The sequence below is a fragment of the Streptomyces cellostaticus genome, from assembly GCF_001513965.1.
Classification (GTDB): Bacteria; Actinomycetota; Actinomycetes; order Streptomycetales; family Streptomycetaceae; genus Streptomyces; species Streptomyces cellostaticus.
This window is the reverse complement of the sequence record NZ_KQ948021.1, coordinates 308,317-331,178: the sequence shown is the minus strand read 5'-3', so window position 1 is coordinate 331,178 and position 22,862 is coordinate 308,317. Positions and strand designations below refer to the sequence as shown.

The 22,862-nt window shown below is 69.3% G+C and carries 17 protein-coding genes; 10 read left to right on the top strand and 7 right to left on the bottom strand.

What is annotated here, in order from left to right; translation table 11 throughout:
• Positions 1 to 9 precede the first annotated feature (9 nt).
• The 5 genes from AQI88_RS16465 (at position 10) to AQI88_RS16445 (ending at position 6,695) form a co-directional block, all read left to right on the top strand.
• Positions 10 to 306: a sarcosine oxidase subunit delta gene (locus AQI88_RS16465; protein ID WP_066998962.1), complete on the top strand. Its 297-nt coding sequence runs from the start codon at positions 10 to 12 to the stop codon at positions 304 to 306.
• A complete protein-coding gene (locus tag AQI88_RS16460; RefSeq protein ID WP_066998959.1) occupies positions 303 to 3,188 on the top strand; it encodes a sarcosine oxidase subunit alpha family protein in 2,886 nt (961 codons plus the stop codon). The genes AQI88_RS16465 and AQI88_RS16460 overlap by 4 nt, the downstream gene beginning before the upstream one ends.
• Entirely contained in the window at positions 3,181 to 3,789 is a 609-nt protein-coding gene (locus AQI88_RS16455) for a sarcosine oxidase subunit gamma (RefSeq protein ID WP_066998956.1), read from the top strand. Before AQI88_RS16460 ends, AQI88_RS16455 begins: the two co-directional genes overlap by 8 nt.
• Before the next feature lie 529 nt (positions 3,790 to 4,318).
• Entirely contained in the window at positions 4,319 to 4,708 is a 390-nt protein-coding gene (locus AQI88_RS43125; RefSeq protein WP_079057602.1) for a cupin domain-containing protein, read from the top strand.
• 295 nt (positions 4,709 to 5,003) lie between these two features.
• Positions 5,004 to 6,695: a tetratricopeptide repeat protein gene (locus tag AQI88_RS16445; RefSeq protein WP_066999204.1), complete on the top strand. Its 1,692-nt coding sequence runs from the start codon at positions 5,004 to 5,006 to the stop codon at positions 6,693 to 6,695.
• A 4-nt stretch (positions 6,696 to 6,699) separates the two neighbouring features.
• On the opposite strand, the gene AQI88_RS16440 is transcribed toward AQI88_RS16445, so the two are convergent.
• From AQI88_RS16440 to AQI88_RS16430, 3 genes are all read right to left on the bottom strand, one after another.
• Entirely contained in the window at positions 6,700 to 7,167 is a 468-nt protein-coding gene (locus AQI88_RS16440) for a serine hydrolase family protein (RefSeq protein WP_159050344.1), read from the bottom strand.
• Between the two features lie 43 nt (positions 7,168 to 7,210).
• Entirely contained in the window at positions 7,211 to 7,960 is a 750-nt protein-coding gene (locus AQI88_RS16435; RefSeq protein WP_066998947.1) for a maleylpyruvate isomerase family mycothiol-dependent enzyme, read from the bottom strand.
• A 522-nt stretch (positions 7,961 to 8,482) separates the two neighbouring features.
• Complete coding sequence (locus tag AQI88_RS16430; protein WP_066998944.1) at positions 8,483 to 10,195, bottom strand: MFS transporter; 1,713 nt, start codon at positions 10,193 to 10,195, stop codon at positions 8,483 to 8,485.
• Positions 10,196 to 10,472: 277 nt separating this feature from the next.
• Between AQI88_RS16430 and AQI88_RS16425 the strand changes: the two genes are divergently transcribed.
• The 4 genes from AQI88_RS16425 to AQI88_RS16410 all read left to right on the top strand — a co-directional run bounded on the left by AQI88_RS16425 (position 10,473) and on the right by AQI88_RS16410 (position 15,469).
• Complete coding sequence (locus AQI88_RS16425) at positions 10,473 to 11,264, top strand: TetR/AcrR family transcriptional regulator (RefSeq protein ID WP_066998942.1); 792 nt, start codon at positions 10,473 to 10,475, stop codon at positions 11,262 to 11,264.
• A gap of 273 nt (positions 11,265 to 11,537) precedes the next feature.
• Positions 11,538 to 12,848, top strand: a complete 1,311-nt coding sequence (locus tag AQI88_RS16420) for a serine hydrolase domain-containing protein (protein ID WP_066999202.1) — start codon at positions 11,538 to 11,540, stop codon at positions 12,846 to 12,848.
• A gap of 183 nt (positions 12,849 to 13,031) precedes the next feature.
• Positions 13,032 to 14,090, top strand: a complete 1,059-nt coding sequence (locus AQI88_RS16415) for a sulfotransferase family protein (RefSeq protein WP_066998939.1) — start codon at positions 13,032 to 13,034, stop codon at positions 14,088 to 14,090.
• 716 nt (positions 14,091 to 14,806) lie between these two features.
• Entirely contained in the window at positions 14,807 to 15,469 is a 663-nt protein-coding gene (locus AQI88_RS16410; protein WP_159050343.1) for a VC0807 family protein, read from the top strand.
• A gap of 95 nt (positions 15,470 to 15,564) precedes the next feature.
• Here AQI88_RS16410 and AQI88_RS16405 read toward each other — a convergent pair whose 3' ends face one another.
• The 4 genes from AQI88_RS16405 to AQI88_RS16390 form a co-directional block, all read right to left on the bottom strand.
• Complete coding sequence (locus tag AQI88_RS16405; protein WP_208615801.1) at positions 15,565 to 17,247, bottom strand: ABC transporter family substrate-binding protein; 1,683 nt, start codon at positions 17,245 to 17,247, stop codon at positions 15,565 to 15,567.
• A gap of 66 nt (positions 17,248 to 17,313) precedes the next feature.
• Positions 17,314 to 19,398, bottom strand: coding sequence for a dipeptide ABC transporter ATP-binding protein (locus AQI88_RS16400; protein ID WP_066998933.1), 2,085 nt, complete (start codon positions 19,396 to 19,398; stop codon positions 17,314 to 17,316).
• Positions 19,395 to 20,285 (bottom strand): ABC transporter permease, encoded by an 891-nt coding sequence (locus AQI88_RS16395; RefSeq protein ID WP_066999200.1) that lies wholly within the window; start codon positions 20,283 to 20,285, stop codon positions 19,395 to 19,397. The genes AQI88_RS16400 and AQI88_RS16395 overlap by 4 nt, the downstream gene beginning before the upstream one ends.
• Before the next feature lie 61 nt (positions 20,286 to 20,346).
• On the bottom strand, positions 20,347 to 21,330 hold the full coding sequence (locus AQI88_RS16390) for an ABC transporter permease (RefSeq protein ID WP_066998930.1): 984 nt from the start codon (positions 21,328 to 21,330) through the stop codon (positions 20,347 to 20,349).
• 400 nt (positions 21,331 to 21,730) lie between these two features.
• Here AQI88_RS16390 and AQI88_RS16385 point away from each other — a divergent pair, with 400 nt between their 5' ends.
• Positions 21,731 to 22,774 (top strand): serine hydrolase domain-containing protein, encoded by a 1,044-nt coding sequence (locus tag AQI88_RS16385; protein WP_107118573.1) that lies wholly within the window; start codon positions 21,731 to 21,733, stop codon positions 22,772 to 22,774.
• The last annotated feature ends 88 nt before the right edge of the window (positions 22,775 to 22,862 follow it).

Genomic DNA, 22,862 nt, shown 5'->3' with positions numbered 1-22,862 from the left:
AAGGACACCGTGCTGCTGATCAGCTGCCCATGGTGCGGTCCCCGTGACGAGACCGAGTACCACTACGGCGGACAGGCCCACGTCCCCTACCCCGAGACCCCCGCGCACCTCACCGACGAGCAGTGGGCCGAGTACGTCTTCTACCGCGACAACCCCAAGGGTCCCTTCGCCGAGCGGTGGATGCACAGCACCGGCTGCCGCCGCTGGTTCAACGTCCTGCGCGACACCGTCACCAACGAGTTGCTCGCCTCCTACCGCCTGGACGAGCCCCGCCCCGAACTGCCCCAGGCCGGAGGGAACCGATGACCGACCAGCACTTCCGGCTCCGGCAAGGCGGCCGCGTCGACCGCGGCACCGTGCTCCGGTTCACTGTCGACGGGCGGGAGTCGACCGGACACCCTGGAGACACCGTCGCCTCGGCGATGCTGGCGAACGGGCTGGTCGAGGTCGCCCCGTCGCTCTATCGCGGTCGCCCGCGCGGCATCGTCGCCGCGGGCGTGGAGGAGCCCAACGCCCTGGTGCAGATCGACGGCCCGTGCTCGGAGGGCATGCTCCCGGCGACGACGGTGGAGCTGTACGACGGCCTGTCCGCCACCACGCTGTCCGGGATGGGCCGGCTCGACCCGACCCGCGACCCGGCCGTCTACGACAAGAAGTACGTCCACACCGACGTCCTGGTCGTCGGCGCCGGACCGGCCGGCCTCGCGGCCGCCGCCGCTGCCGCCGGCTCCGGCGCCCGCGTGATCCTCCTCGACGACCAGCCCGAGTCCGGCGGTTCGCTGCTCTCCGGGCGCACCGAGAGGGTCGGCGCGCAGAGCGCTCTGGAGTGGGTCGCCGAGGTCCGCGCGGCGCTCGACGCCGCCCCCGAGGTCGTAGTACTGCAGCGCACGACAGCCTTCGGGTCGTACGACGACAACTACGTGCTGGCCCTCCAGCGGCGCACCGACCACCTCGGAGCCGACGCCCCTGAACCCTTTGAGGGCGTCTCGCGCCAGCGGCTGTGGCACATACGGGCCCGCCAGGTGGTCCTGGCGACCGGCGCGCACGAGCGTCCGCTGGTCTTCGCCGGCAACGACCGGCCCGGGGTGATGCTCGCCGCGGCGGTGCGGTCGTACCTCAACCGGTACGCGGTGGTGCCGGGTTCGCGGGCCGTGGTCAGCACGACCAATGACAGCGCCTACGACACGGTCGCCGACCTCCACGCCGCCGGGATCGACATCGCCGCCGTCGTGGACGCGCGCCCCGAGCTGTCCCACCGGGCCGCCGAGGTCGCCGTGGCGACCGGCGTTCGGGTGCTGGCGGGCAGCGCGGTGGTCGACACCGCGGGCGACGGCCGGCTCACCGGCGTCACCGTCCAGGCTCTTGACGAGAGCGCTCAACTCACCGGTGCACCACAGTCGTTCGACTGCGATCTGCTCGCCGTCTCGGGCGGCTGGAGTCCGGTGGTGCACCTGCACAGCCAGCGCCAGGGCCGGCTGCGCTGGGACGAGGACCTGGTCGCCTTCGTCCCCGACGGCGCCGCACGGGACCAGCAGGTCGTCGGTGCGGCCCGCGGGACGTACGACCTCGACGGCTGTCTGGCCGAAGGGGCGCGGGCCGGTGCTCGGGCGGCGACGGATGCCGGGTTCCCGGTTTCCGTACCGTCGTCCGGTGAGGCCCAGGGCTCAGGCCCGGTGCGCGCACTGTGGCTCGTACCGGCACCTGACAGTGACCCCGGCAGCTGGGACACCCACTTCGTCGACCTCCAGCGCGACGTCACCGTCGCCGACGTCTGGCGGTCCACCGGCGCCGGCATGCGCGGTGTCGAGCACGTCAAGCGCTACACCTCGCTCGGCACGGCGAACGACCAGGGCAAGACGTCCGGCGTCAACGCGATCGGTGTGATCGCCGAGGCCCTCGGCGCGGGCGCGTCACCCGGGGAGATCGGCACCACCGCCTACCGCGCGCCGTACACCCCGGTGGCCTTCGCCGCCCTGGCCGGGCGTGAGCGCGGCGAACTGTTCGACCCGGAGCGGACCACATCCATCCACAGCTGGCACGTGGCCCACGGCGCGGAGTTCGAGGACGTCGGGCAGTGGAAGCGCCCCTGGTACTACCCCCAGCCCGGTGAGGACATGGACACGGCCGTGGCCCGCGAGTGCCGCGCGGCCCGCGAGGGCGTGGCGCTCATGGACGCCTCCACCCTCGGCAAGATCGAGATCTGGGGTGCGGACGCGGGCGAGTTCCTCAACCGCATCTACACGAACGCCTTCAAGAAGCTGAAGCCCGGCCTCGCCCGCTACGGCGTCATGTGCAAGCCCGACGGCATGATCTTCGACGACGGCGTGACACTCCGCCTCGACGACAACCGCTACTTCATGACCACCACGACCGGCGGCGCCGCCGGGGTTCTGGACTGGCTGGAGGAGTGGCTGCAGACCGAGTGGCCCGAACTCGACGTGCACTGCACCTCGGTGACCGAACAGTGGGCGACGATCGCCGTCGTCGGCCCCCGGTCACGCCAGGTCGTCGCCCAACTCGCGCCCGACCTCGACCTGTCCGCCGAGGCGTTCCCCTTCATGGCCTTCCGCGAGACCACCCTGGCCTCCGGCATCCCGGCCCGCCTCTGCCGGATCTCCTTCTCCGGCGAACTCGCCTACGAGATCAACGTCTCCGCCTGGTACGGCCTGTCCCTATGGGAGCAGGTGTACGAGGCCGGGCGGCCGTACGGCATCACCCCGTACGGCACCGAGACCATGCACGTGCTGCGGGCCGAGAAGGGCTACATCATCGTCGGCCAGGACACCGACGGCACCCTCACCCCGCAGGACGCGGGCATGTCGTGGGTCGTCTCCCAGCAGAAGGACTTCGTCGGCAAGCGGTCCTACTCCCGCGCCGACACCTCCCGCACCGACCGCAAGCAGTTGGTCGGCCTGCTGCCGAGTGACCGCACGACCCGGCTGCCGGAGGGCACCCAACTCGTCGCGCCGGACGTCAACTTGGAGACGGTGCCCGTCCCCATGCTCGGCCACGTCACCTCCAGCTACCACAGCCCGGCCCTCGGCCGCCCCTTCGCCCTCGCCCTCGTCGCCGACGGGCGGGCACGAATCGGCGAGACCCTGCTCGCCCCGGTGGGCGAGGACCTGGTGCCCGTCGAGGTGGCCGACTTCGTCCTCTACGACCCCGAAGGGACCAAGCGCGATGGCTGAGCCGACGATCGACGCACGGGTAAGCCCGTTGGCGCACCTGGAAGAACGGATGCGCGCCGCAACGGTCACCGGCGCCCGTGGCGTCACGCTGACCGAGTGGCCGTTCGTCACCATGGTGAACCTGCGCGTCGCCCCCGCTTCCGAAGCGGCCGACCGCATCGAGAAGAGCCTGGGCGCGCCCCTCCCACGCGAGTGCGGCCACACCACCACATCCGGCCCCCACACCATCGCCTGGCTCGGCCCTGACGAATGGCTGGTGCTGTCCCAGGCCGACGCGACCGCCGTGGCCACCGAGTTGCGGGAGGCACTCGGCGGCGCCCCGGGCTCGGTCGTGGACGTCTCGGCGAACCGCACCACGCTGGAGCTGAGCGGCCCGGCCGCCCGGCAGGTGCTGGAGAAAGGCTGCCCGCTGGACCTGCATCCCCGGTCCTTCGCACCCGGCAAGGCGGTGTCGACCACGGTCGGCCCCGTCGCGGTGCTGCTCTGGCAGGCCGACGACACGCCCACGTACCGGCTGTTCCCGCGGTCCTCGTTCGCCGACTACCTCGCCCGCTGGCTCATCGACGCGATGAGCGAGTACCGCGGCCCCGAGGTCCCCTGATGGCGTTGAGCGCGTTCGACCTGCGTCCCGGCCGCCATCGAGCAGGCCGATCCGGCCAAGGACGCCAACTCATCCCGCATGCCTCCATCTTGCCCCGCAGAGGCAAGCACGGAGTGACCACGGGTCACGGTTGAGTCTCCTCGAACACTGGTGCCGGGGGAGCGCTTAGAGTGCGCAGCATGTCTCGAAGATGGTGGATACGGCAGGCCCTCATGTCGGCCGGCGCTGCTGTTGTTGCGGCGGTCACGAACATTGCTGGGCACCGCAGTTGGCCAGTGGTAGCGGGTTGGACACTCGGCACTCTGTTGTTGTGCGGCCTGGGTGCGCTGAATGTGTTGTGGCATGAGCGATATCGGCCGGAGAAGTTCGAGAAGTTCCGGGCCAAGGCTGAGGCCCGATATCAGCGGTAGCCCGCGCGAGAGCCGGGGCAAAGGGGGTGTCTTTCCCGAGCGCTTCTCGATGACCGCGCAGACGTCCCGCACGAAGGTGCTGGTTGCGCTCACTGGAGCGGCTGCTAGCGTCCGGCCATGTGAGCGACAGCGTGTACGTGGGCAACGCAGGCAAGGATGCGGCACTGGACCGGGGATGGCTCCTCGGGCACTTCAAGGACGTCGGCGATCCGAGGCACAGCGAGGCTGTAGAGATCAAATGGGGCGTCCACCCCCGTGGCGATGAGCGATTGCAGTGGGTGAGGGGCGAGGAACGCACAGCTCTCCTGGTTCTCGTCAGCGGCCGCTTCCGCGTTGAACTCCCCGGCCGCAGCGTTCTTCTGCAAGAACAGGGTGATTACGTCGTGTGGGGGCGCGGAGTCGACCACTCGTGGTTCGCGGAGGAAGAGTCGGTGGTGCTGACTGTTCGGTGGCCGTCCGTGCCCGGCTACGCAGTGACAGAGAAGGATCAGGCACGGCTGCAGAGCTGAGCACGAAGGAGCGAGGGGCACAGCGATTCGTCTGCGAGACGTGATCCACCAGAGAAGCCCAAGGGGGCCGGTGCGGCGGTGGCCGTCCGCCGTTACCGCTGGAATCCACGAGCGGAGTGAACGACCCCTTTGGGCAGCCGCCGGTTGATCTGGTCCGCAAGGAACCCGCGCCCGCCTACTGTTGGTGACCAATTCACGACTCGGCACACTATGCTGCGCAGTGCGCGCTCTGCGACATCACTGCGGTCGGTTCCCGGCGCCTCGGCGGTCGGGCAGTCAGGGAAGTTCCATGGACATGGACTACTACGATCTCGGCCCTTACAGCCGCCCCGTGACGACTTCCTCTCCCGAGGCACAACTGTGGTTCGACCGGGGACTGATCTGGACGTACGCCTTCAACCACGAGGAAGCCGTCTCCTGCTTCGAAGCCGCCGCCGCGGCCGACCCCGGCTGCGCCATGGCGCACTGGGGCATCGCGTACGCGCTCGGACCCAACTACAACAAGCCGTGGGAGTTCTTCGACGAGCAGGACCTTGCACGTACCGTCGAACGTACCCATGCCGCCGTAGAACGCGCCCACGAGAAGGCGGAGGCCGGCGCCACGCCCGTCGAACGGGCCCTGATCGGCGCATTGCGCGCCCGCTATCCGCAGGCCGAGGCCGTCGGGGACTGCTCCGTGTGGAACGCGCCCTACGCCGACAGCATGCGCGCCGTCTACGAACGTGCCCCTGATGACGCCGACATCGCCACCCTGTACGCCGACGCGCTGATGAATCTCACTCCCTGGCAGCTGTGGAACCTACGCACCGGTGAGCCGGCCGAGGGCGCCCGCACGCTCGAGGCCAAGGCCGTCCTTGACCGGGCGCTCGCGACGGACGCCGGGGCGGCACACCTCGGCATCCTGCACATGTACATCCACCTGATGGAGATGTCCCCGACGCCCGAGGCGGCCCTGCCCGTCGCCGACCGGCTGCGCGGCCTGGTCCCCGACGCCGGCCACCTGCAGCACATGCCTTCACATATCGAGGTGCTGTGCGGCGACTACCGTCGCGTGGTGTCGGACAACAGCGACGCGATCGTCGCCGACGAGAAGTTCCACGCACGGGCCGGCGCGATGAACTTCTACACGCTGTACCGGTCGCACAACTACCATTTCAAGATCTACGGCGCGATGTTCCTCGGCCAGTCACGGAACGCTCTGGAGGCCGTTGCCCAGTTGGAGGCGTCCGTCCCGGAGGAGCTGCTGCGCGTGCAGAGCCCACCGATGGCTGACTGGCTGGAAGGCTTCCTCGCCATGCGGGTCCACGCACTGATCCGCTTCGGCCGCTGGAGCGACATCCTGCGTATGCCCGTGCCCGCCGACCCGGAGCTCTACAGCGTGAGCACGGCGATGCTTCACTACGCCCGAGGAGTCGCGTTCTCGGCGACCGGTCGTATCGCCGAGGCCGAGGCCGAACGGCGCCTGTTCGGCGAGGCGGTCGCCCGGGTGCCCGAGACGCGCATGCTGTTCAACAACACCTGCGCCGACATCCTGGCGGTCGCGTCGGCGATGCTCGACGGCGAACTCGCCTACCGCAAGGGCGATTACGACGCCGCCTTCGCCGCTCTCGAGCGGTCGATCGCCTGGGATGACAATCTTCCCTACGACGAGCCGTGGGGATGGATGCAGCCCACCCGGCACGCATACGGCGCCCTGCTCCTGGAACAAGGGCGCGTCGCGGAGGCCGAGGCGGTCTATCGGGCCGACCTGGGGCTCGACGACACCCTTCCGCGCGCCTTGCAGCACCCTGGCAATGTCTGGGCCCTGCACGGGCTGCACGAGTGTCTGGTCCGGCTGGGCAAGGCGGGAGAGGCGCAGATCGTGGCCCAGCAGTTGAAGATTGCCGCCGCGTCGGCGGACGTACCGATCGAGGCGTCCTGCTTCTGCCGCCTCGACGCGGTCTCGGACACCGCCGGCGCAGACGGCTGCTGCAACACGGAACACTGAGTCGTCAGGGAGGGTCCGTCCTGAGCTGTCTCCTCCCGCCGGCAGTGCAGGAACTCATGGGGCGCGAAGCCGACGAAGTGTTGCCTGTTTCGGCTTCGGAAGCACGGCCGGTGTGGAGTGCGTGGTCTCGGCGTATCCGCTCGGTGAGCGGGGCGTTGCCGTTGAAGTGCGCCGCGATGGTCACTTTGGCGTCGGGGTCGGCCAGGGCCAGGCAGGAGACGCGGGCCGCGGCTGCGGCCGGCCCCAGGTAGGGCACCTGCACGACCCGGGCGCCGGGCGGGGTGCCGAGGGCAGCGGTCAGCCCGAGCGGCTCGGTGACCTGGGCCTGCAGGAAGTCGGCACAAGCAGTGCCGCTGCGGCGGGCGATGATCTCGGCGATCAGCAGAAACCCTGCATGGCCGAGACAGGCGCCATAGATGCCGGACAGCGACGGTGTCCTTGCCACCACCGGCGAATTCCGGAAGACGGTCACTCACGAGATCGTCGTGAAGCCGGGGACGGGCTGGGCGTCCAGCTCAGGTCCAGCCGGGCGCCGGTGGGAGTGGCCACGTCGGCGGGGTCGGCAGCTGAAGGTCCGACAGGAGGTGCGTGTCCGGCGCGCGGCCGGTGAGCCAGGCGAGGAGCGCGTGGCCCGGGCCGGTGGCGGTCGGTCCGGTCGCGGCGAGGGGCCAGGCGCGGGCGAGGTCGGTGGCTTCGATGCGGGCGATGGGGAAATCGCGCGCGGCCAGGGCGGCGATGGATTCGTCGAGTGCCCAGGTGACGTACCCGGCAGGCCAGTCGGCGGTGGTGTAACCGAGGTTCAGGTCGACGTGGTGGGTTTCGAGTTCGCGCCGGGCACGGTGGAGGGTGTACCAGGCGGGGTGTCGCCATCCGGCGAGGGCGGTGACCAGGGTGGGCCAGCGCTCGGCGGGCATGGCTGTCGCCTCGTCGAGCAGTCGGTCCAGACTGCGGCGCAGGTCGGTGACGAGGCCGGCGGCGTCTCGTTGGGCACCGTCGCGCAGCGCGCGGTCCAGGGTGGCGGCGTCGGCCCGTGGCCCGGGCTCGGCCCCGGTGCGGGCCACGGTCAGCAGCCACCGGTACACGTCGGCGCTGCGGGCGAGGTGGGTGATGACGTGGCCGCGGCTCCAGCCGGGAAGCCCGGACGGTTCGCGGGCCTTCAGGTCTGTCAGCACGTCGAGGGTGGCGCCGAGACGTGCGGCGGAGCCGCTTACGTCGTCGAGGAGAAGGGAGATGTCCGCGCGGTCGAGGTCGGTGGTGTCGGTCACGGGCCGCAACTCTACGGCCGGCCGGTGATCAGGTGGCCGACGGCCGCGATGCCCTCGGTGACGGCTCGTTCGCCGACGCTGCCGAAGCCGAGGACGAGTTGTGCGGGCGTGGCGGCGCGTCAGCGCCTGCCGCACCTGGAAACCGGCTGGGGGCCGGTGACCGGCAGCCTGGGGGATGTTCGGCAATCGCGGCGATCCGGGCGGTGCGGCGAGTCGGCGCACGCCGTCGCGGTTGGCGCGAGCCGTCACCAGGTGGCCTCCAGCCTCGAAGATCTCCGCAGCGCTGGAGACACGGTTCCGTACGCGGCCCGAGCCCTGCACGAGATGTGCGGCAGGGACACCGCGTGTATCACCAAGAGATCAACGGCGCAGGCGGCCGGGGTCGCCGTGGCTGCCTTCCGGCCGTATTCGGAATCCTGCAAGCCGCCTCGGGCACCTGGTGTCAGCGGAGACCGGACGGCCGGGCATTTCCTCCTCAGAGGTGCCCGGCCGTCCGGTCTCCGATGCCGGTGCGGCCGGGGCTCAGTGCCCGGCGGACCCCTCGGGTCGCGCGTGGCGCGGCAGCAGGAACGCGAGAAGGAAGGTCAGGGCGAGCATGCCGTCGACGATCCACAGCACCGTCTTCATGACGGAGCCGAAACCGCTCCGGAAGGCCGACGACGCAGTGTCCTTCAGCGCGGCGGGTATCCGGGCGCCGGCCTGAGGTGAGGTCACGGCGGACCGAGTGTCCTTCTCCAGGCGCGCGCAGGACGCCGGGGTCGCGGCAGGATCCTTGGCGACGGCGCGGTCCGAGGCGCACCTGCGCAGGTCCGCCACGACACGCTCCTGAGCGGCGGGCGCGACATGCGCGGCGGTCAACTGCCCCCGCAGGCCGTTCGAGTGGTGGTCGACGGCGGTGGCGATCCCGCCGCCCAGCAGGCCGAAGAACACGGTGCCGAGGATGGCCACGCCGAAGGCGCCGCCGAGCTGTTGGACCGCGGTCATCGTGCCGGACGCCGAGCCCGTCTCGTGCTGCTCGACACTGGCGAGCACGATGTCGAAGAACGGCGCCATGAGCAGGCCCATCCCGATGCCGGTGACGAGCAGGGAGGGCAGGAGCTGCCAGGGGCCGACGCCGCCGCCCGCCATGTCGAGGGTCAGCCACACGCCGAACACGCCGACCGCCATGACCAGCGCGCCCGCCTGCAGTACGGCTCGTCCGAACCGGGCGACACCCTGAGCGACCCCGAAGCCGACGATCATGCCGCCCGACCAGGGCACCATCACCAGTCCCGCCTTGAGCGGCGAATAGCCGAGGCCGATCTGGGTGTAGAGGTTGAAGACCAACATGAAGCCCTGCATGGTCGAGAAGAAGACCAGTCCGAGGGTCATGCCGCCGCTGAATCCACGCTTGCGGAAGAGGCTGGGGACGACCAGCGGGTCCCGTCCGGTCTTGCTGCGGCGCGACTCGTACGTGCCGAAGGCGACGAAGACGACCACCGAGGCGGCCATCATCAGGAACGACCACACGGGCCAGTCGTACTCGCGGCCCTGGACCAGCGGGAAGATGATGAGCAGCGCGCCCAGCGTGACCAGGAGCATGCCGGGAATGTCGAGGCGCGGCTTGCTGGCGGACAGTCCCCTGGGCAGGTAGCGCACGGCACCGAGGAAGGCCGCGGCACCCAGCGGCAGGTTGATCAGGAAGATCATCCGCCAGCCGGTGCCGAAGTAGTCGGCGTCCACGAGCCAGCCTGCCAGGATCGGCCCGCACACCGCGGAGAGTCCCATGACCGGGCCGAACATGCCGAAGGCCTTCTGCGACTCCTTCGGCGGGAACATCTCCTTGATCATGCCGAGACCCTGCGGCAGCATCACCGCGCCGAACAGTCCCTGTACGACGCGTGAGGCGATCAGCATCTCGGGCGACACGGAGATCGCACACAGCAGCGAACCCAGCGTGAAGCCGGCGGCCCCCACCAGGAACATCTGGCGGCGCCCGTGAATGTCCCCGAGCCGCCCTCCGGTGACGAGCCCGACGGCCATCGAGAGGGTGTACGCGGCGGCGAGCCACTGCAGAGTGGAGGCACCGCCGCCGAGGTCGGCCCGCATGGAAGGGCCGGCGATGTTCGTGACGACTGCGTCGAGGAGATCCATCACCTCGGCCGCGAGGATCACGAAGAGCGCAGCCCAGCGCCACCGGTAGGGCGCTGGCGAGTCGGTGGGCGTCTCGGTGGACGCGACACCGGTGGTGGACATCGGAACTCCTCGCAGAAAGGCCACGCCGCGGTGACGACCCGCGGGCGCGGTCGGACGGATGGATGTGACTGCCCGGTTCGCTGGTACGGCCCGGGGAGACGGACGGTCGGACGCGCGCAGAACACTGTTCACCTTAACAGAACAGTGCTCACCTGGAGAACGGCGTTCATTAAGATATAGCGCAACTTCGAGGCTCGGACAAGATATATCGCGTTCAGTGATGTAGATACTGCTCACCGAAGGAGAACACTGTTCTCCCGACGCCTAGACTGTCCTCATGACCGACGCGCCCGCCGGCACCCCCGCACCGCCTCCGCCGTCCCCCTGGGAGCGCGAGCGCCCTGCGCGCGCCCGCGTCGCCCCCGCGCGCGCACCACTGTCGCGTGAACGGGTCGTCGAGGCCGCCTTCACCGTGCTGGACCGTCAGGGGCTCGACGGGCTGTCGATGCGTCAGGTCGCGGCCGAACTGGGGGTCACGGTGTCCGCCCTCTACGCCCACGTCAGCTCCAAGGACGACCTCCTCGAGCTCATGTACACCCGGCTCTTCGACGGTTTCACGATGCCCGAGCCCGACCCGGAGAGGTGGCGGGAGCAGGTGCGGGCCTACGCCCGCTCCGGACGGCAGCGTCTGCTGTCCCACCGGGACATGGCCAGGATCTCCATGGCTCATGTCCCCTTCACCGCCGAACTGCTGCCGCACGTCGAGGCGTTGCTCGCCGTCTTCCGTACCGCAGGGTTGCCCGACCACATCGCGGCGGAGGCCGGCGACCTCATCTCCACCTACATCGACGGGTTCGTCCTGGAGGAGGGCATGTGGCGGGACCGGGCCGGCCGGCACGGCGGCGACGGTTCCTCCCTGGCCCGCCCCGACTGGCGCGAGATGGCCGAGGAGATGCAGAACTACTTCGCGTCCCTGCCCGCAGAGGACTTTCCCCACTTGCGCGCTCTGGCCGGGTTGATGGTGTCGGACTCCTCCGACCAGCGGTTCGACATCGGTCTGGAGATCATCCTGCGGGGCCTGGCGAGCTATCTGCCGGACCCGGCGGCCTGCTCGAGTCCGGACGCCTGACGGGCTCCGAACACCAGCTGGTCCGCGACACCACCAAGCAGGGCCGGCATGGTTTCCGACTGTGGTGCGTCAGGCAGGGCCGGTAGCCGGGCGTCCTGTGACGGGTTCCCGAACCACTCCCTCCCCGGCGTGATCGCGCCGGACCAAGGCTTTGGTCGTACGGTGCGCCGGCCGTGATCCTCCGCAGGAAGGATGTAAGGCGCATCCATGATCGATGACGATGACCGGGCGAGGTCCGGGCACGGGGTCCGGACCCGAGGGAAGGGGCACCTCTTGCGTATCATCCGGTTCGTCGGAACCGTCGTGGGCACGACGCTTCTGCTGACCGCCACGGCACCGGTCGCTCAGGCGGATGCCAGACCGGCCACGAAGGCGTCCGAACTCCCCTTAACCAGCGAGACGTTGGACAGGGCGGCGCTCGACACCGGCCTCCGTGCTGTCCACGACGCGGGCATGTACGGCATCTACTCCTCCGTACGCGATGGCGCCCAGCGCTGGACCGGCGCGGCCGGCGTCGCCGACGTGGACACCGGGCGCCCGGTCCGACCGGGCATGCTCCACCGGGTGGGCAGCGTCAGCAAGGCCTTCACCTCCGTCGCCCTCCTCCAGCAGGTGGAACGCGGCCGCGTCCGCCTCGACGCGCCCATCGGCGACTACCTCCCCGACCTGGTCCCGGGCGAGCGCGGCCGCGAGATCACCGTCCGCATGCTCCTCAACCACACGAGCGGCATCGGCGATTACGTCATCGGCGCCTTCCCCTCCCTCGCCCACAACTCGACGGCCAGCCTCGACGAGAACCGCTTCCGCTCCATCGGTCCCGAGGAACTGGTCCGCCTCGGACTGGCGGCACCGGCCACGGGCAAGCCCGGCGAGAAGTGGTCGTACTCCAACACCAACTACGTCATCGCCGGGCTGCTTCTGGAGAAGGTGACCGGCCAGGACGCCGCGGGGTACATCACCCGCCACGTCATCGCCCGGGCCGGCCTGCACCACACCTCCTTCCCACGCACCCCGTACATCCAGGGTCCGCACGCCCGCATGTACGACTCGTTCTACGGCCTGATCAATCCGCCGCGTGACTACAGCGACTACGACATGTCCTGGGCGTACACCGCAGGCGCGATCGTCTCCACCACCGACGACCTCAACCGCTTCTACCGCGCCCTGCTGGGCGGCAAGCTGATCGGCCCGGCCGCGTTGCACGAGATGCAGCGCACCGTCCCGGCCGACGGCATGGACTACGGCCTGGGCATCTACGCCATCGACATCCCCGGCTGCGGCCGCTTCTGGGGTCACGACGGCGCGGTCTTCGGCGCCGGTACCCTCGTCTACTCCAGCCCCGACGGCAAGCGCCAGGTTGCCATGGGCTGGAACCTCATGAAGTACGAGCGCCTCAAGTCCGACGGCTCCGGTTTTGAACCGAGCCCGATCGACGACGCCCTCAACCGCCAGGTCGTTCGCGCACTGTGCCCGACGACCACACCTGCCCCGCCCGCCGACTCCCGCTCGGTGACGGCGCCGACCCGGACGGTGCTGCCCGCCGTGGACCTGTCGCCGGAGGCGTGGGCCACGGCCCTGCGCTGAGACATCGGCCGCGAGAGTGTGGCTTTCTTGCCGGAAAGCATCACACTCTCGCGGACCCATGACCCAGGTACGGCGGATTCGCCGGCAGCACGCTTCCGTGACGTCCGGGTTGGTGCAGTCATGGGATAGTCCTGCGGTAGCTGGGGCTTGGTCCTGAGCGTCACGAAGCTGCGGAGGGTGACCATGCGTACCTTGACCTTCGTCATCGGCACGGGGCGGAGCGGCTCAACTGCGCTGTCACGCATCCTCAACGCCCACCCGGACGTACTGAGCCTCAACGAGTTCATGGCCTCCGTGGGCGACGCCGCCTTCCCCGAAGGGAAGGTGACCGGTGAAGAGTTCTGGCAGTCGCTCTTCCGGCCTGCTCCGCACTTCGAGCGGATGATCCGTAGCGGGCTGCCGCTGCCGGAATTCCTCTACACACGCCGCCCCGGGAGGTATACGTCGGAGACCACCGGTATTCCTGCGCTCTCCCTGATGGTGTTGCCGCACCTCACCGACGACCCGGACGGCCTCCTCGACGAGCTCCGCGCAGCGCTGGTCCGGTGGCCCGAGCGCACCGCCGCCGAGCACCACCAAGCGCTGTTCGGCCTGCTCTGCGCGCGGTTCGGACGGACCGCCGTCGTGGAGCGCTCCGGTTACTCGACAGGCTGGGCACCAGGGCTACGGGCCGCGTTCCCGCACGCGAGGTTCGTGCACATGTTCAGAGACGGACCGGACTGCGCCCTGTCCATGAGCCGTCATCCCGGATACCGCACGATCTCCCTGCTGCGCGAGATCAAGGCACGAGCCGGCATCGACAGTTTCGCCGCCCTGACCGATGAGCACGTGCGCTCGCTGCCTGCGGACCTGTCGCCGCTGCTGGACGAGCGCTTCGATCCTGCCCTCGTACTCGACCGGAACGTTCCCCTGCGGACGTTCGGCACCCTGTGGTCCGAACTCGTCACCGAGGCAACGGAGTTCCTCGGTCAACTGCCCGCCGACCAGCGCACCGCACTTGCCTACGAGGACCTCCTTGACGATCCCGCCGAAGAGCTGAGCCGCCTGGCCGAGTTCATCGGCGTCGCCCCTCTCCCGCAGTGGCTGCTCACCGCATCCGCACTGCTCGACCACAGCCGACGCGGCTCCGCCCGGAGCCTGCCGGCCGCTGAACTCGAAGAACTGAGGGAGAGCTGCGCCCCGGGCACCCGCGTTCTGCAGGGACGACCGGGTGTTTCGTCGGCGGGACGAAGCGGGCCGTAGGACGGGGCGGCCCGTTGTCAGTGCCGTCCGTCATCATCGGATGCATGAACGAGATCGACACGGCCGCACCCTGGTCCTCCCGCACGTGGAGCGGATTCGCCGCATCCGCCGCCCTGCAGGGTCTCGTCGGAGCCTCGGGCTGCTGGAATGACGACTCCTTCGCCGACATCTGGCGCATCGGCCGTTACATCGAAGGCAGTTGGGCGCCCGAGCCGGGCGCATGGGAGGTCCGTCCGCCCGCGGCGGGCAGCTGGACGGAACTCATAGGGCGCACTTGCGCTGCGCGCGGCAGCCCCCGCGACCGGGCCGGAGCGCCGCGAGGTGCTGCTCGACTTCCTGGAGATGTGGACGCGGACGCCGTTCGCCGACCCGGCCCACCGTTTCCGCCTGGGCCGGCTCGCCGGGACGACCTCGTTCACCGTCCGCGACCACCAGGGCGCCCCCTTCGCCCTGCACCTGCCGGCCGTCCCTGATCGGAGCGCAGCTGAGCGCCGACGGGAGCGACGTGAAGGCCTTCGAACTGCTCCCGGGTACGCTCCTCGAGCTGTTCACCGAGGCCTGGCGGCTGGTCCGCAGGCCGGACGCCGTGTGTCCGGGCCCCGCACGGGGGGTGGGTGTGGCCCCACCCCATCTCGGCGGCTGGGTGCATAGTCCGCGTTCGCGCAGCTCCGTAGCTTCGAAGGCATCGGGAACGGACACGGACGAGGGTGAAGGACATGACCGTGATGCACATCGAGAACAAGCAGGCGAGGTCGTCGAACGGGCCGCTGCTGCAGAGCCTGGGGCTGAACGTCGCCGCGCCGCTGGCCGTGTTCTACGGCCTGCGGGCGGCCGGGGTCGGCCTGTGGTGGGCGGTGCTGGCGAGCGCCGTCCCGCCGATGCTGGAGGCACTGCTGACGATGGCGCGGGAGCGGCGCGTCGGGATGCTGGGCATCCTGGTGCTCAGCATGGTGGCCCTGGGCGCGGCGCTGTCGGCGGTGACGGGGAGCCCGCGGTTCATGTTCGCCAAGGACGGCTGGATGACGGGGATCGTCGGGCTGGTGTTCCTGGGCACGCTGCGTGGACAACCGATCATCTACCGGATCCTGTCGTCGGTGGCGAGGGGGGACAGGCGCGCGGAGATGGAACGCAACTGGCAGGCGTCGCCGACCTTCCGCCGCGTGATGCGGTTGCTGACGGCGGTCTGGGGCGTGGGTCTGCTGCTGGATTCGGTGGTGCGGGTGGTGCTCGCGTACACGGTGCCCATCGACTCGGTGATGCTGGTGACCACGCTCCAGTACGTGGCGCTGTTCGTGACCTTGGAGCTTTTCAGCCGACGCTACGGTCGCAAGCCGACCCGGATCGCCGCCATCCACAACGAGGCCGCAACGGCAGCCTGACAGAGTCACCGGAACCAGGCAGGTGCCGTGCCGATCCCGCTGTGACGGTGCGGCGTCCCGCACCGACCCGACCTGTCCTCGCAGGGCGAGCGGGGTTACTTCTCCCAGCCGACCGTCTCGGGGAGCGGGTTGTAGAAGATGGTCGCGCCGACGTTGGCGAGGCCCTGCTTCACGCCGTAGGTCGAGGGGCCGCTGAACAGCGGGAGCAAGGCGTACTCCTGGAGCGCCTTCCGCTCGACCTTGTTGACCGCCGCAGCCTGCTGGTCGAGATCGGCGATCTTTGTGGTGGCGCGGATCTCCTTGTCCAGCGCAGGCGAACCCGCACCGGTGATGTTGGAGGCACGGTCCGAGCAGTAGAAGTCGCACAGGTAGCGGGCGCCGAACGGGTCCATGGACCGGTTTCCCGAGAGGAACAGATCGAACTTGCGCTCGCTGAGGATGTTGGAGAAGTCCGCCTCATCGGCCTTCTTGATGACCAGGCTGATGCCGACCGGCTTCAGCATCGCGGCGAAGGCGCCGGCCGTGGCTTTGTCCAGCGGGTCGTCGCCGAGGAGTGTGTAGCCGACTTCGAGCTTCTTGCCGTTCTTGACCCGGATGCCGTCGCCCCCGGGCTTCCAGCCCGCTGCGTCGAGTGCCTTCTTGGCGTCGTCCGGCGCGTACTTCAGCACGGCCGAGACATTGTCCTCGTAGCCCTTCTGGAAGCTGTACAGCACGGCCGAACCAGGCAGCGGCTCCTTGTAGTCGAGGCCCTGGAACCGGATCTTCGCGATCTGCGTGCGGTCGATGCTCTCCTGGACGGCTCTGCGGACGTCGTTGTCCGCGAGGACGGGAGACTTGGTGTTGAAGTAGAGCGAGTACTCGAAGGGGCTCCCGCCGCTGCGGATCTCCGTGCCCTTGAGCCCCTTGACCTGCTTGAGGCTTTCGGCGTCGACGGCGGAGACGTAGTCGAGCTGACCGTTCTTGAAGGCGTTGACCGCAGCGGTCGATTCCAGGTTGACGTAGACGCGCCTGTCGAGTTTGCCCCGCTTGCCCCACCACTTCGGGTTGCGGACGAAGGTGATGTTGCCCGAGTGGGTGTCCCACGTACCGATCGTGTACGGGCCGGCGCCCCACTCCGGGTGGGCCTTCTTGACGTACGCCTTGTCGAAGTTGTCGACCGTCGCCGCCTTGGGGTGCAGGAAGGTGGTGAACAGGCTCGACCAGGAGGCGTTGACGCCCTTGAAGGTGATGACGGCCTGCTTGGCGTTCGTGCCCTTCTCGACCGAGGTGATGTGGTCGTAGCCGTCCGTGGACGAGGCGGCGTAGGCCTTGTCGGAACCGTTGTTCGCCTTCCAGGTGGCCTTGATCGCGGTCCAGTCGATCGGTGTGCCGTCGTTGAAGACGGCCTTCGGGTTGATCGTCAGCGTGACCTTCTGGTTGCCGCCTTCGACGGACACCTTCACGTCGCTGTAGTAGTCCGGGTTGTACTGCACCTTGCCGGTCGGCGAGTAGGTGATCGCGTCGGCGTTGTACCAGGCCCAGACACGGGATGCGGTCAACGTGGCATTGACGTTGAACGGGTTGCCCTGGTCGTCGAAGGTCCCGACCGTGGTGTAGGTACCGCCGTCCTTGATCTTGTCGTAAGGCGTGGGGTTGTAGTCGGCGGCAGCCGGTGCGGCGGAGGGGACGTCCCTTGCGTCCGAGCCTGCGGAGTCCTTCCCGGATGAGGACTGGCACGCGGTGGCGGTGACGGAGATGGCGGCGATGAGAACGACAGGCAGGGCCAGTCTTGTGTGCATGGGGGACGGTTCCTTCTGGGTCGGTGGAGCGGATGCGGACGCGGCCCCGGTCGCCGGGGCAGGTACTCAGACGCCGTGGCAGGCGTACTGATGGCCGGGTTGTCCCGCCACGGGGGTCGGCACGGGGCGTTCCGTGCGACAGCGCCGGCGCACGCTGTCGTCGGCAAGGCGGTACAGCGGGCAGCGGTCGACGAAGACGCACCCCGTGGGCAGTCGTGCGGCGTTCGGCTGCTCGCCCTCCAGCACGACGCGTTCGCGGGTGCGTTCCCGCAGCGGATCGGGCATAGGGATCGCTGACAGCAGCGCCCGGGTGTAGGGGTGCTTCGGATCGGAGAAGAGGGTCTCGGTCTCCCCGGTCTCGATGATGTGCCCCAGGTACATCACCGCGATGCGATCGGAGATGTATCGGACCACGGCCAGATCGTGGGCGACCACGAGGTAGGCGAGCCCGAGTTCACGCTTGAGCCGCGCCAGCAGGTTGATCACCCCCGCCTGCACCGACACGTCCAGGGCGGAGAGCGGCTCGTCGAGGGCGAGCAGTTTCGGCTCCGTGGCCAGGGCGCGGGCGATGCCGACCCGTTGGCGCTGACCGCCGGAGAGGGCGGCCGGGAAGCGGTCGCTCACCGAGTCGTCCAGACCGACCAGTGCCAGCAGTTCGCGAACACGGGAGCGGATCGACGCGCGATCCCGCCCGATGGCCCGCAGGGGTTCGGCAAGCAGGTGGAAGACGGTCATGCGCGGGTCCAGGGCCCCCAACGGGTCCTGCATGACGATCTGTACGTCCTGCCGCAACTCCCGTACGCGTGCGCCGGAACCAACCGTTCCGACATCGGTGCCCGCGATCTCGATCCGGCCGCCTTCGGGCCGCCTGAGCCGGAGAATCTCCATCAGCGTCGTGGTCTTGCCGCTGCCGGACTCGCCCACCAGGCCCAGAGTCTCCCCGGCGCGCAGCTCGAAGCTGACTCGGTTGACGGCGTGCAGCGTGCCGGTCCGGCGCTTGAGGAAGGCGCCCTTGGTGACCGGGAAGGTCTTGACGAGGTCTTCGACACGGAGCACCACCTCGCCGGCCTCGGTACGGTCGGCGGTCGCCTGCTGATCCACGGGCGCGGCGTCCCCTGCGGGGTCGAGGGATCCGTCGGCGATCTCTGTGGCGCGCAGGCAGGCCACGTGCCCGTGCCCGGTGACATGGCGCAGCTCCGGTTCGTCGGAGCGGCACGCGTCGAGGGCGACGGCGCAGCGGCTTGCGAAGGGGCAGCCGTCCGGGAGGCCCACCAGGGCGGGGGGTTCCCCACCGATCGGGACCAGGGGCCGGCGGGCCCCGCCGTCCACGGTCGGCACTGCGGCGAGCAGCCGCGCGGTGTACGGCATCGTCGGCCGGCGGAACAGTTCCTCGACGCCCGCATGTTCCACGAAGCGGCCCGCATACATGACAGCGACGTCGTCCGCGTGGCCGGCGACGACCCCGAGGTCGTGGGTGATGAGGACGAGGCCGGCGCCGGTCTCCTCCTGGGCCAGTCGCAGGACGTCGAGGATCTGTGCCTGCACGGTGACGTCGAGTGCGGTGGTGGGCTCGTCGGCCACGAGCACGGACGGTTTGTTGGCGATCGCCATGGCGATGACCACGCGCTGGCGCATGCCGCCGGAGAACTCGTGCGGGAAGGAGGTGGCCCGGTTGCGCGGGTCGGGGATGCCGACGAGATCGAGCAATTCGACGGCCTGCTCCCAGGCTGCCCGTTTCGTCAGGTCCTGGTGGACCCGCAGGGCGTCGGAGAGGAGTCTGCCCACGGAGAAGATCGGCGTGAGCGCGGACAGGGGGTCCTGGAAGACCATGCCGACGGAGTTGCCCCGTACCTCCGAGAGGGCCTGGTCACCGAGGCCGATCAGGTCTCGTCCGCCGAGCAGCACCTGACCGCGCAGGGCGGCGGAGGGCGGCAGCAGGCCCATGATGCCCATCGCGGTGGCCGACTTGCCCGAGCCGGATTCGCCGACGATGCCGAGGGTCCGGCCGGGCAGCAGGTCGAAGCTCACGCCGCGCACCGCCTCGACGGTTCCGGCCTCGGAGGGGAAGGAGATCCGCAGGTCCCGCACGGAGAGCACAGGGGCGGCATCGGTGGGTGGTACCGGGTTGAGCACAGGGGTCGCGAGTGTCATCGTCGGCCTCCTGCCGAGCCGGTCACCGACGTGGGGTCGAGGGCGTCGCGCAGTCCGTCGCCGATGAAGGTCATCGACACGGTGAGCAGGACGACCAGCCCCGCGGGGAAGGCGAAGAGCCAGGGGGCGCTCGTGACGGTGCTCGCCCCGTCCGCGAGCATCGTGCCGAGGGAGACGTCCGGAGTCTGGACGCCGAACCCGAGGAACGAGAGGGCGGTTTCGCTCAGCACGGTCGTGACGACACCGAGCGTCAGGTTGACGATCAGCAGGGAGCCGAGGTTGGGGATGATGTGGCGGAGGATGATGCGCAGCGGGCTGACGCCCATGAACTCGGCCGCCCTCACGTAGTCCCGTTCGCGCAGTGAGGTCGAGACGGACCAGATCACCCGCGCAGTGGACATCCAGCCGAACACGGTCAGCACGACGATGAGGACGCGCCAGTCGCCGGCCAGGTGGTGGGAGACCAGGGCCAGGATGAGGAACGAAGGGACGATCAGCAGGAAGTGGATGACGGCGAGTGTCACCCTCTCGACTCGGCCTCCGAAGTAGGCGGCGCCGGAGCCGACGATCGCGGCGACGAGGATCGTCAGAACGGACACGCTCACGGCGATCGTCAGGGAGCGCTGAAGTCCGTGCACGGTACAGGCGTAGATGTCGTTGCCACCCTGGTTGGTGCCGAACCAATGGAGGGCGCCCGGCGGCCGGGTGAGTGCGGTGAAGTCGGCGTCGGTGTACGCGTAGGAGGTGAACCGGCCCCCGAAGGCAGCGAACAGCACCAGCAGCACGAGGATCACCACACCGACGACGGCGAGTCGGTTGCGCAGGAAGCGCCGCAGATAGAGCCGGCCGAGGCCGAGGTCGGTGTGCTTCCGCGCGGAGCGTGCCAGTGCCGGAACCCGGTCTGCCGCTGCACGGGATGGGGCATTGGTCGTCGCGTCGGTGGCCACGTCAGTTCACCCTCACTCTCGGGTCGAGGAAGACCGTGGCGATGTCCGCGAGGATCGCGCCGATCGCGGTCAGGGCCGCGGCGAAGGCGGCCGTCGCGACCGTGCCGTGCACGTCGTTCTTGCTGATGGTCTGGATGAAGTAACGCCCCATGCCGTTCCAGCCGAAGACCGTCTCGGTGATGACGGCGCCGGTGAAGATGGCTGGGACGCTGAACGCCACGGAGGCCGCCGTCGGGATGAGCGCGGCCCTCAGGCCGTGCCTGCGGATCGCCTGGCTGCGGGTGAGCCCGGTGGCCTGGGCGGTGCGCACGAAGTCGGCGTTGATCGTGTCGAGCAGCAGCGAACGCTGCGTCAGGTGGTAGCCGACGTAACCCATCAGCGTCAGTGTCAGGGTCGGCAGGATCAGGTGCAGGAGGCGGTCACCGATCGTCGGGAACAGCCCTTCGACGCCTGGTGAGTTCTCCCCGGCGACATAGAGGAAGTGCAGCCCGGCGTGCTGGTTCAGCCAGATGGCGACGAAGACCACGGCGAGTGCGGCGACGGACGTCGGCACGTTGAACAACGCGATGGACATGGCCTGCGAGACCCGGTCGGCCCAGCCGTACTGCCGTGCGGCGGTGTAGACACCGAGTGCAACGCCGATCACGACGGACAGGATGGTCGCCATGACGACCAACTCGGCACTGATGAGTGACCGGTAGCCCACCTCCCCGTTGACGGAGACGCCGGTGGGGGACTTTCCCCAGTCGAAGTGGAGGGTCACCGAGGTGAGCCAGTCCCACCATCGGTGCACCAAGGGCACCCGCGGGTCCAGATTGTACGGCGCAAGGGCCCGGTCGATCTGGGCCTCGCTGCGAACGGGCCGCAGCTCCTTGAAGTTCGACCGCGGGTCAAGGAACCAACTCGCCAGGAAGTACGTCGCGTTGGTCGCGACCACGATCATCAGGAGCCAGCCGACCGCTTTGCGCGTCACATAGCGCACCATGCTCGACACCTCCTCGCCACACACGACAGGTGCGCCTCGGGAGCGCCGGACAGACGAGACGGATGCATGCGCCGTGGAGCTTTCTACGGGGACGGAACGGAGCCACTAAGGTGCGAGCGTCAGCTTGGTCCGTACTTTGCGGTGGACACCAGGTTTTGGCTGGTCCCGCCATGAGGCCGACATGTTGCCGTAGCAGACAATCCGGAATACGGCGCAATCTGGATGATCTTGGCGTGCCTCGCCGTTACGTTCTTCATGGTCCCGTCGGCCCTGTACCGGCCGGCGATGTACTGCCCTGATCGGCGGGAGCCCACCGTGACCCTGAACAGCGACCGAGCGTGTCCGCCGTACACGCCTGGCACGGGTGCTACTGGCCTGCACGGCCCCGACCGCTGTGGCCATGAGCACGGCCGGGCCTGCCGTCGCTGCCGCGTCTGAAAGGCCCACAGCCCGCTCCGCCTCCGTCGGGCCGACTCCTGCCGCGCTGAACCCGACCGCACTTCAGCAGGCGATCTCCAGTGCTCCCGACAGAGTCACAGCGGTACTGGCGAGAGTCAGCGGACCGGCCGGGCACTGGATGGGTACGTTCGGTACGGCCGATGTGAACACCCAGGAGCCGGTTTCGCCCGAGGGCCGGTTCCGGCTCGGCAGTGTCACCAAGATGTTCATCAGCACCGTGGTACTGCAGCTGGCCGCCGAACAGCGGGTCGATCTCGACCGCCCCGTCCAGGAGTACCTCCCCGGTGTGCTGCCCGGCGACTACCCGCCCGTCCCGCTCTCCGAGCTGGTCGCCAAGGCCGTCCGGCACCCCCGACTGTTCGAGCCCGGCGCCATGCAGCACTACGGGGCCACCGGCTACTACGTCGCTGCGATGCTCGTGGAGAAGCTGACCGGCCACAGCTACCAACGTGAGATCACCGACCGCATCGTGCGGCCGCTGAACCTGCGGCACACCACCGCCCCGGAAACCGACCCGACCATCCCCGGCCCGCACGCCCACGGTTACATAACCGTCCCCCAGCCGTGCGACGGGAGCTGTCTGAAGGACATCACCGAGCAGAACCCGGGCGCCGGAGGGATGATCTCCACCACAGCCGACCTGGACCGCTTCATGACCGCGCTGTTCCGCGGACGGCTCCTGTCACCGACCCAACTCGACCAGATGCTCACCATCCCCCACGTCCGCAACCTGGACGGCTCCGAACACGACCCGGGCCACGGCTGGGCCTACTACGGTGCGGGCCCGATGCGCGTCACCGTCGGCGGCGTGACCGTATGGGGCAAGACCGGCAGCACCTTCGGCTACACCGACGGCATGTTCGTCACGCCCGACCTGCGCCGTCGCCTCGTCTACTCCTTCAACCCCACCACCGGCGGTGGCAACGACCTTGCCCTCGTCAACCAGATACTTTCCGCGGCTTTCTCCCCGCCGGCCACGAGCTGAGCACTGCCCGGCGGTATGGAGCGCCCGTCGAAAGCAGCGGGGCGACCGCCTCGGCAGTCGCGCCGCTGTCGGTCGGCCCGCTGGTTCC

Excerpts from the sequence above, each read along its gene's own strand:
- AQI88_RS16460 (WP_066998959.1), top strand. The coding sequence starts at position 303 with ATGACCGACCAGCACTTCCGGCTCCGGCAAGGCGGCCGCGTCGACCGC.
- AQI88_RS16445 (WP_066999204.1), top strand. The coding sequence starts at position 5,004 with ATGGACTACTACGATCTCGGCCCTTACAGCCGCCCCGTGACGACTTCC.
- AQI88_RS16425 (WP_066998942.1), top strand. The coding sequence starts at position 10,473 with ATGACCGACGCGCCCGCCGGCACCCCCGCACCGCCTCCGCCGTCCCCC.
- AQI88_RS16455 (WP_066998956.1), top strand. The coding sequence starts at position 3,181 with ATGGCTGAGCCGACGATCGACGCACGGGTAAGCCCGTTGGCGCACCTG.
- AQI88_RS16390 (WP_066998930.1), bottom strand. The coding sequence starts at position 21,330 with ATGGTGCGCTATGTGACGCGCAAAGCGGTCGGCTGGCTCCTGATGATC.
- AQI88_RS16385 (WP_107118573.1), top strand. The coding sequence starts at position 21,731 with ATGAGCACGGCCGGGCCTGCCGTCGCTGCCGCGTCTGAAAGGCCCACA.
- AQI88_RS16430 (WP_066998944.1), bottom strand. The coding sequence starts at position 10,195 with ATGTCCACCACCGGTGTCGCGTCCACCGAGACGCCCACCGACTCGCCA.
- AQI88_RS16415 (WP_066998939.1), top strand. The coding sequence starts at position 13,032 with ATGCGTACCTTGACCTTCGTCATCGGCACGGGGCGGAGCGGCTCAACT.
- AQI88_RS16400 (WP_066998933.1), bottom strand. The coding sequence starts at position 19,398 with ATGACACTCGCGACCCCTGTGCTCAACCCGGTACCACCCACCGATGCC.
- AQI88_RS16410 (WP_159050343.1), top strand. The coding sequence starts at position 14,807 with ATGACCGTGATGCACATCGAGAACAAGCAGGCGAGGTCGTCGAACGGG.
- AQI88_RS16405 (WP_208615801.1), bottom strand. The coding sequence starts at position 17,247 with ATGCACACAAGACTGGCCCTGCCTGTCGTTCTCATCGCCGCCATCTCC.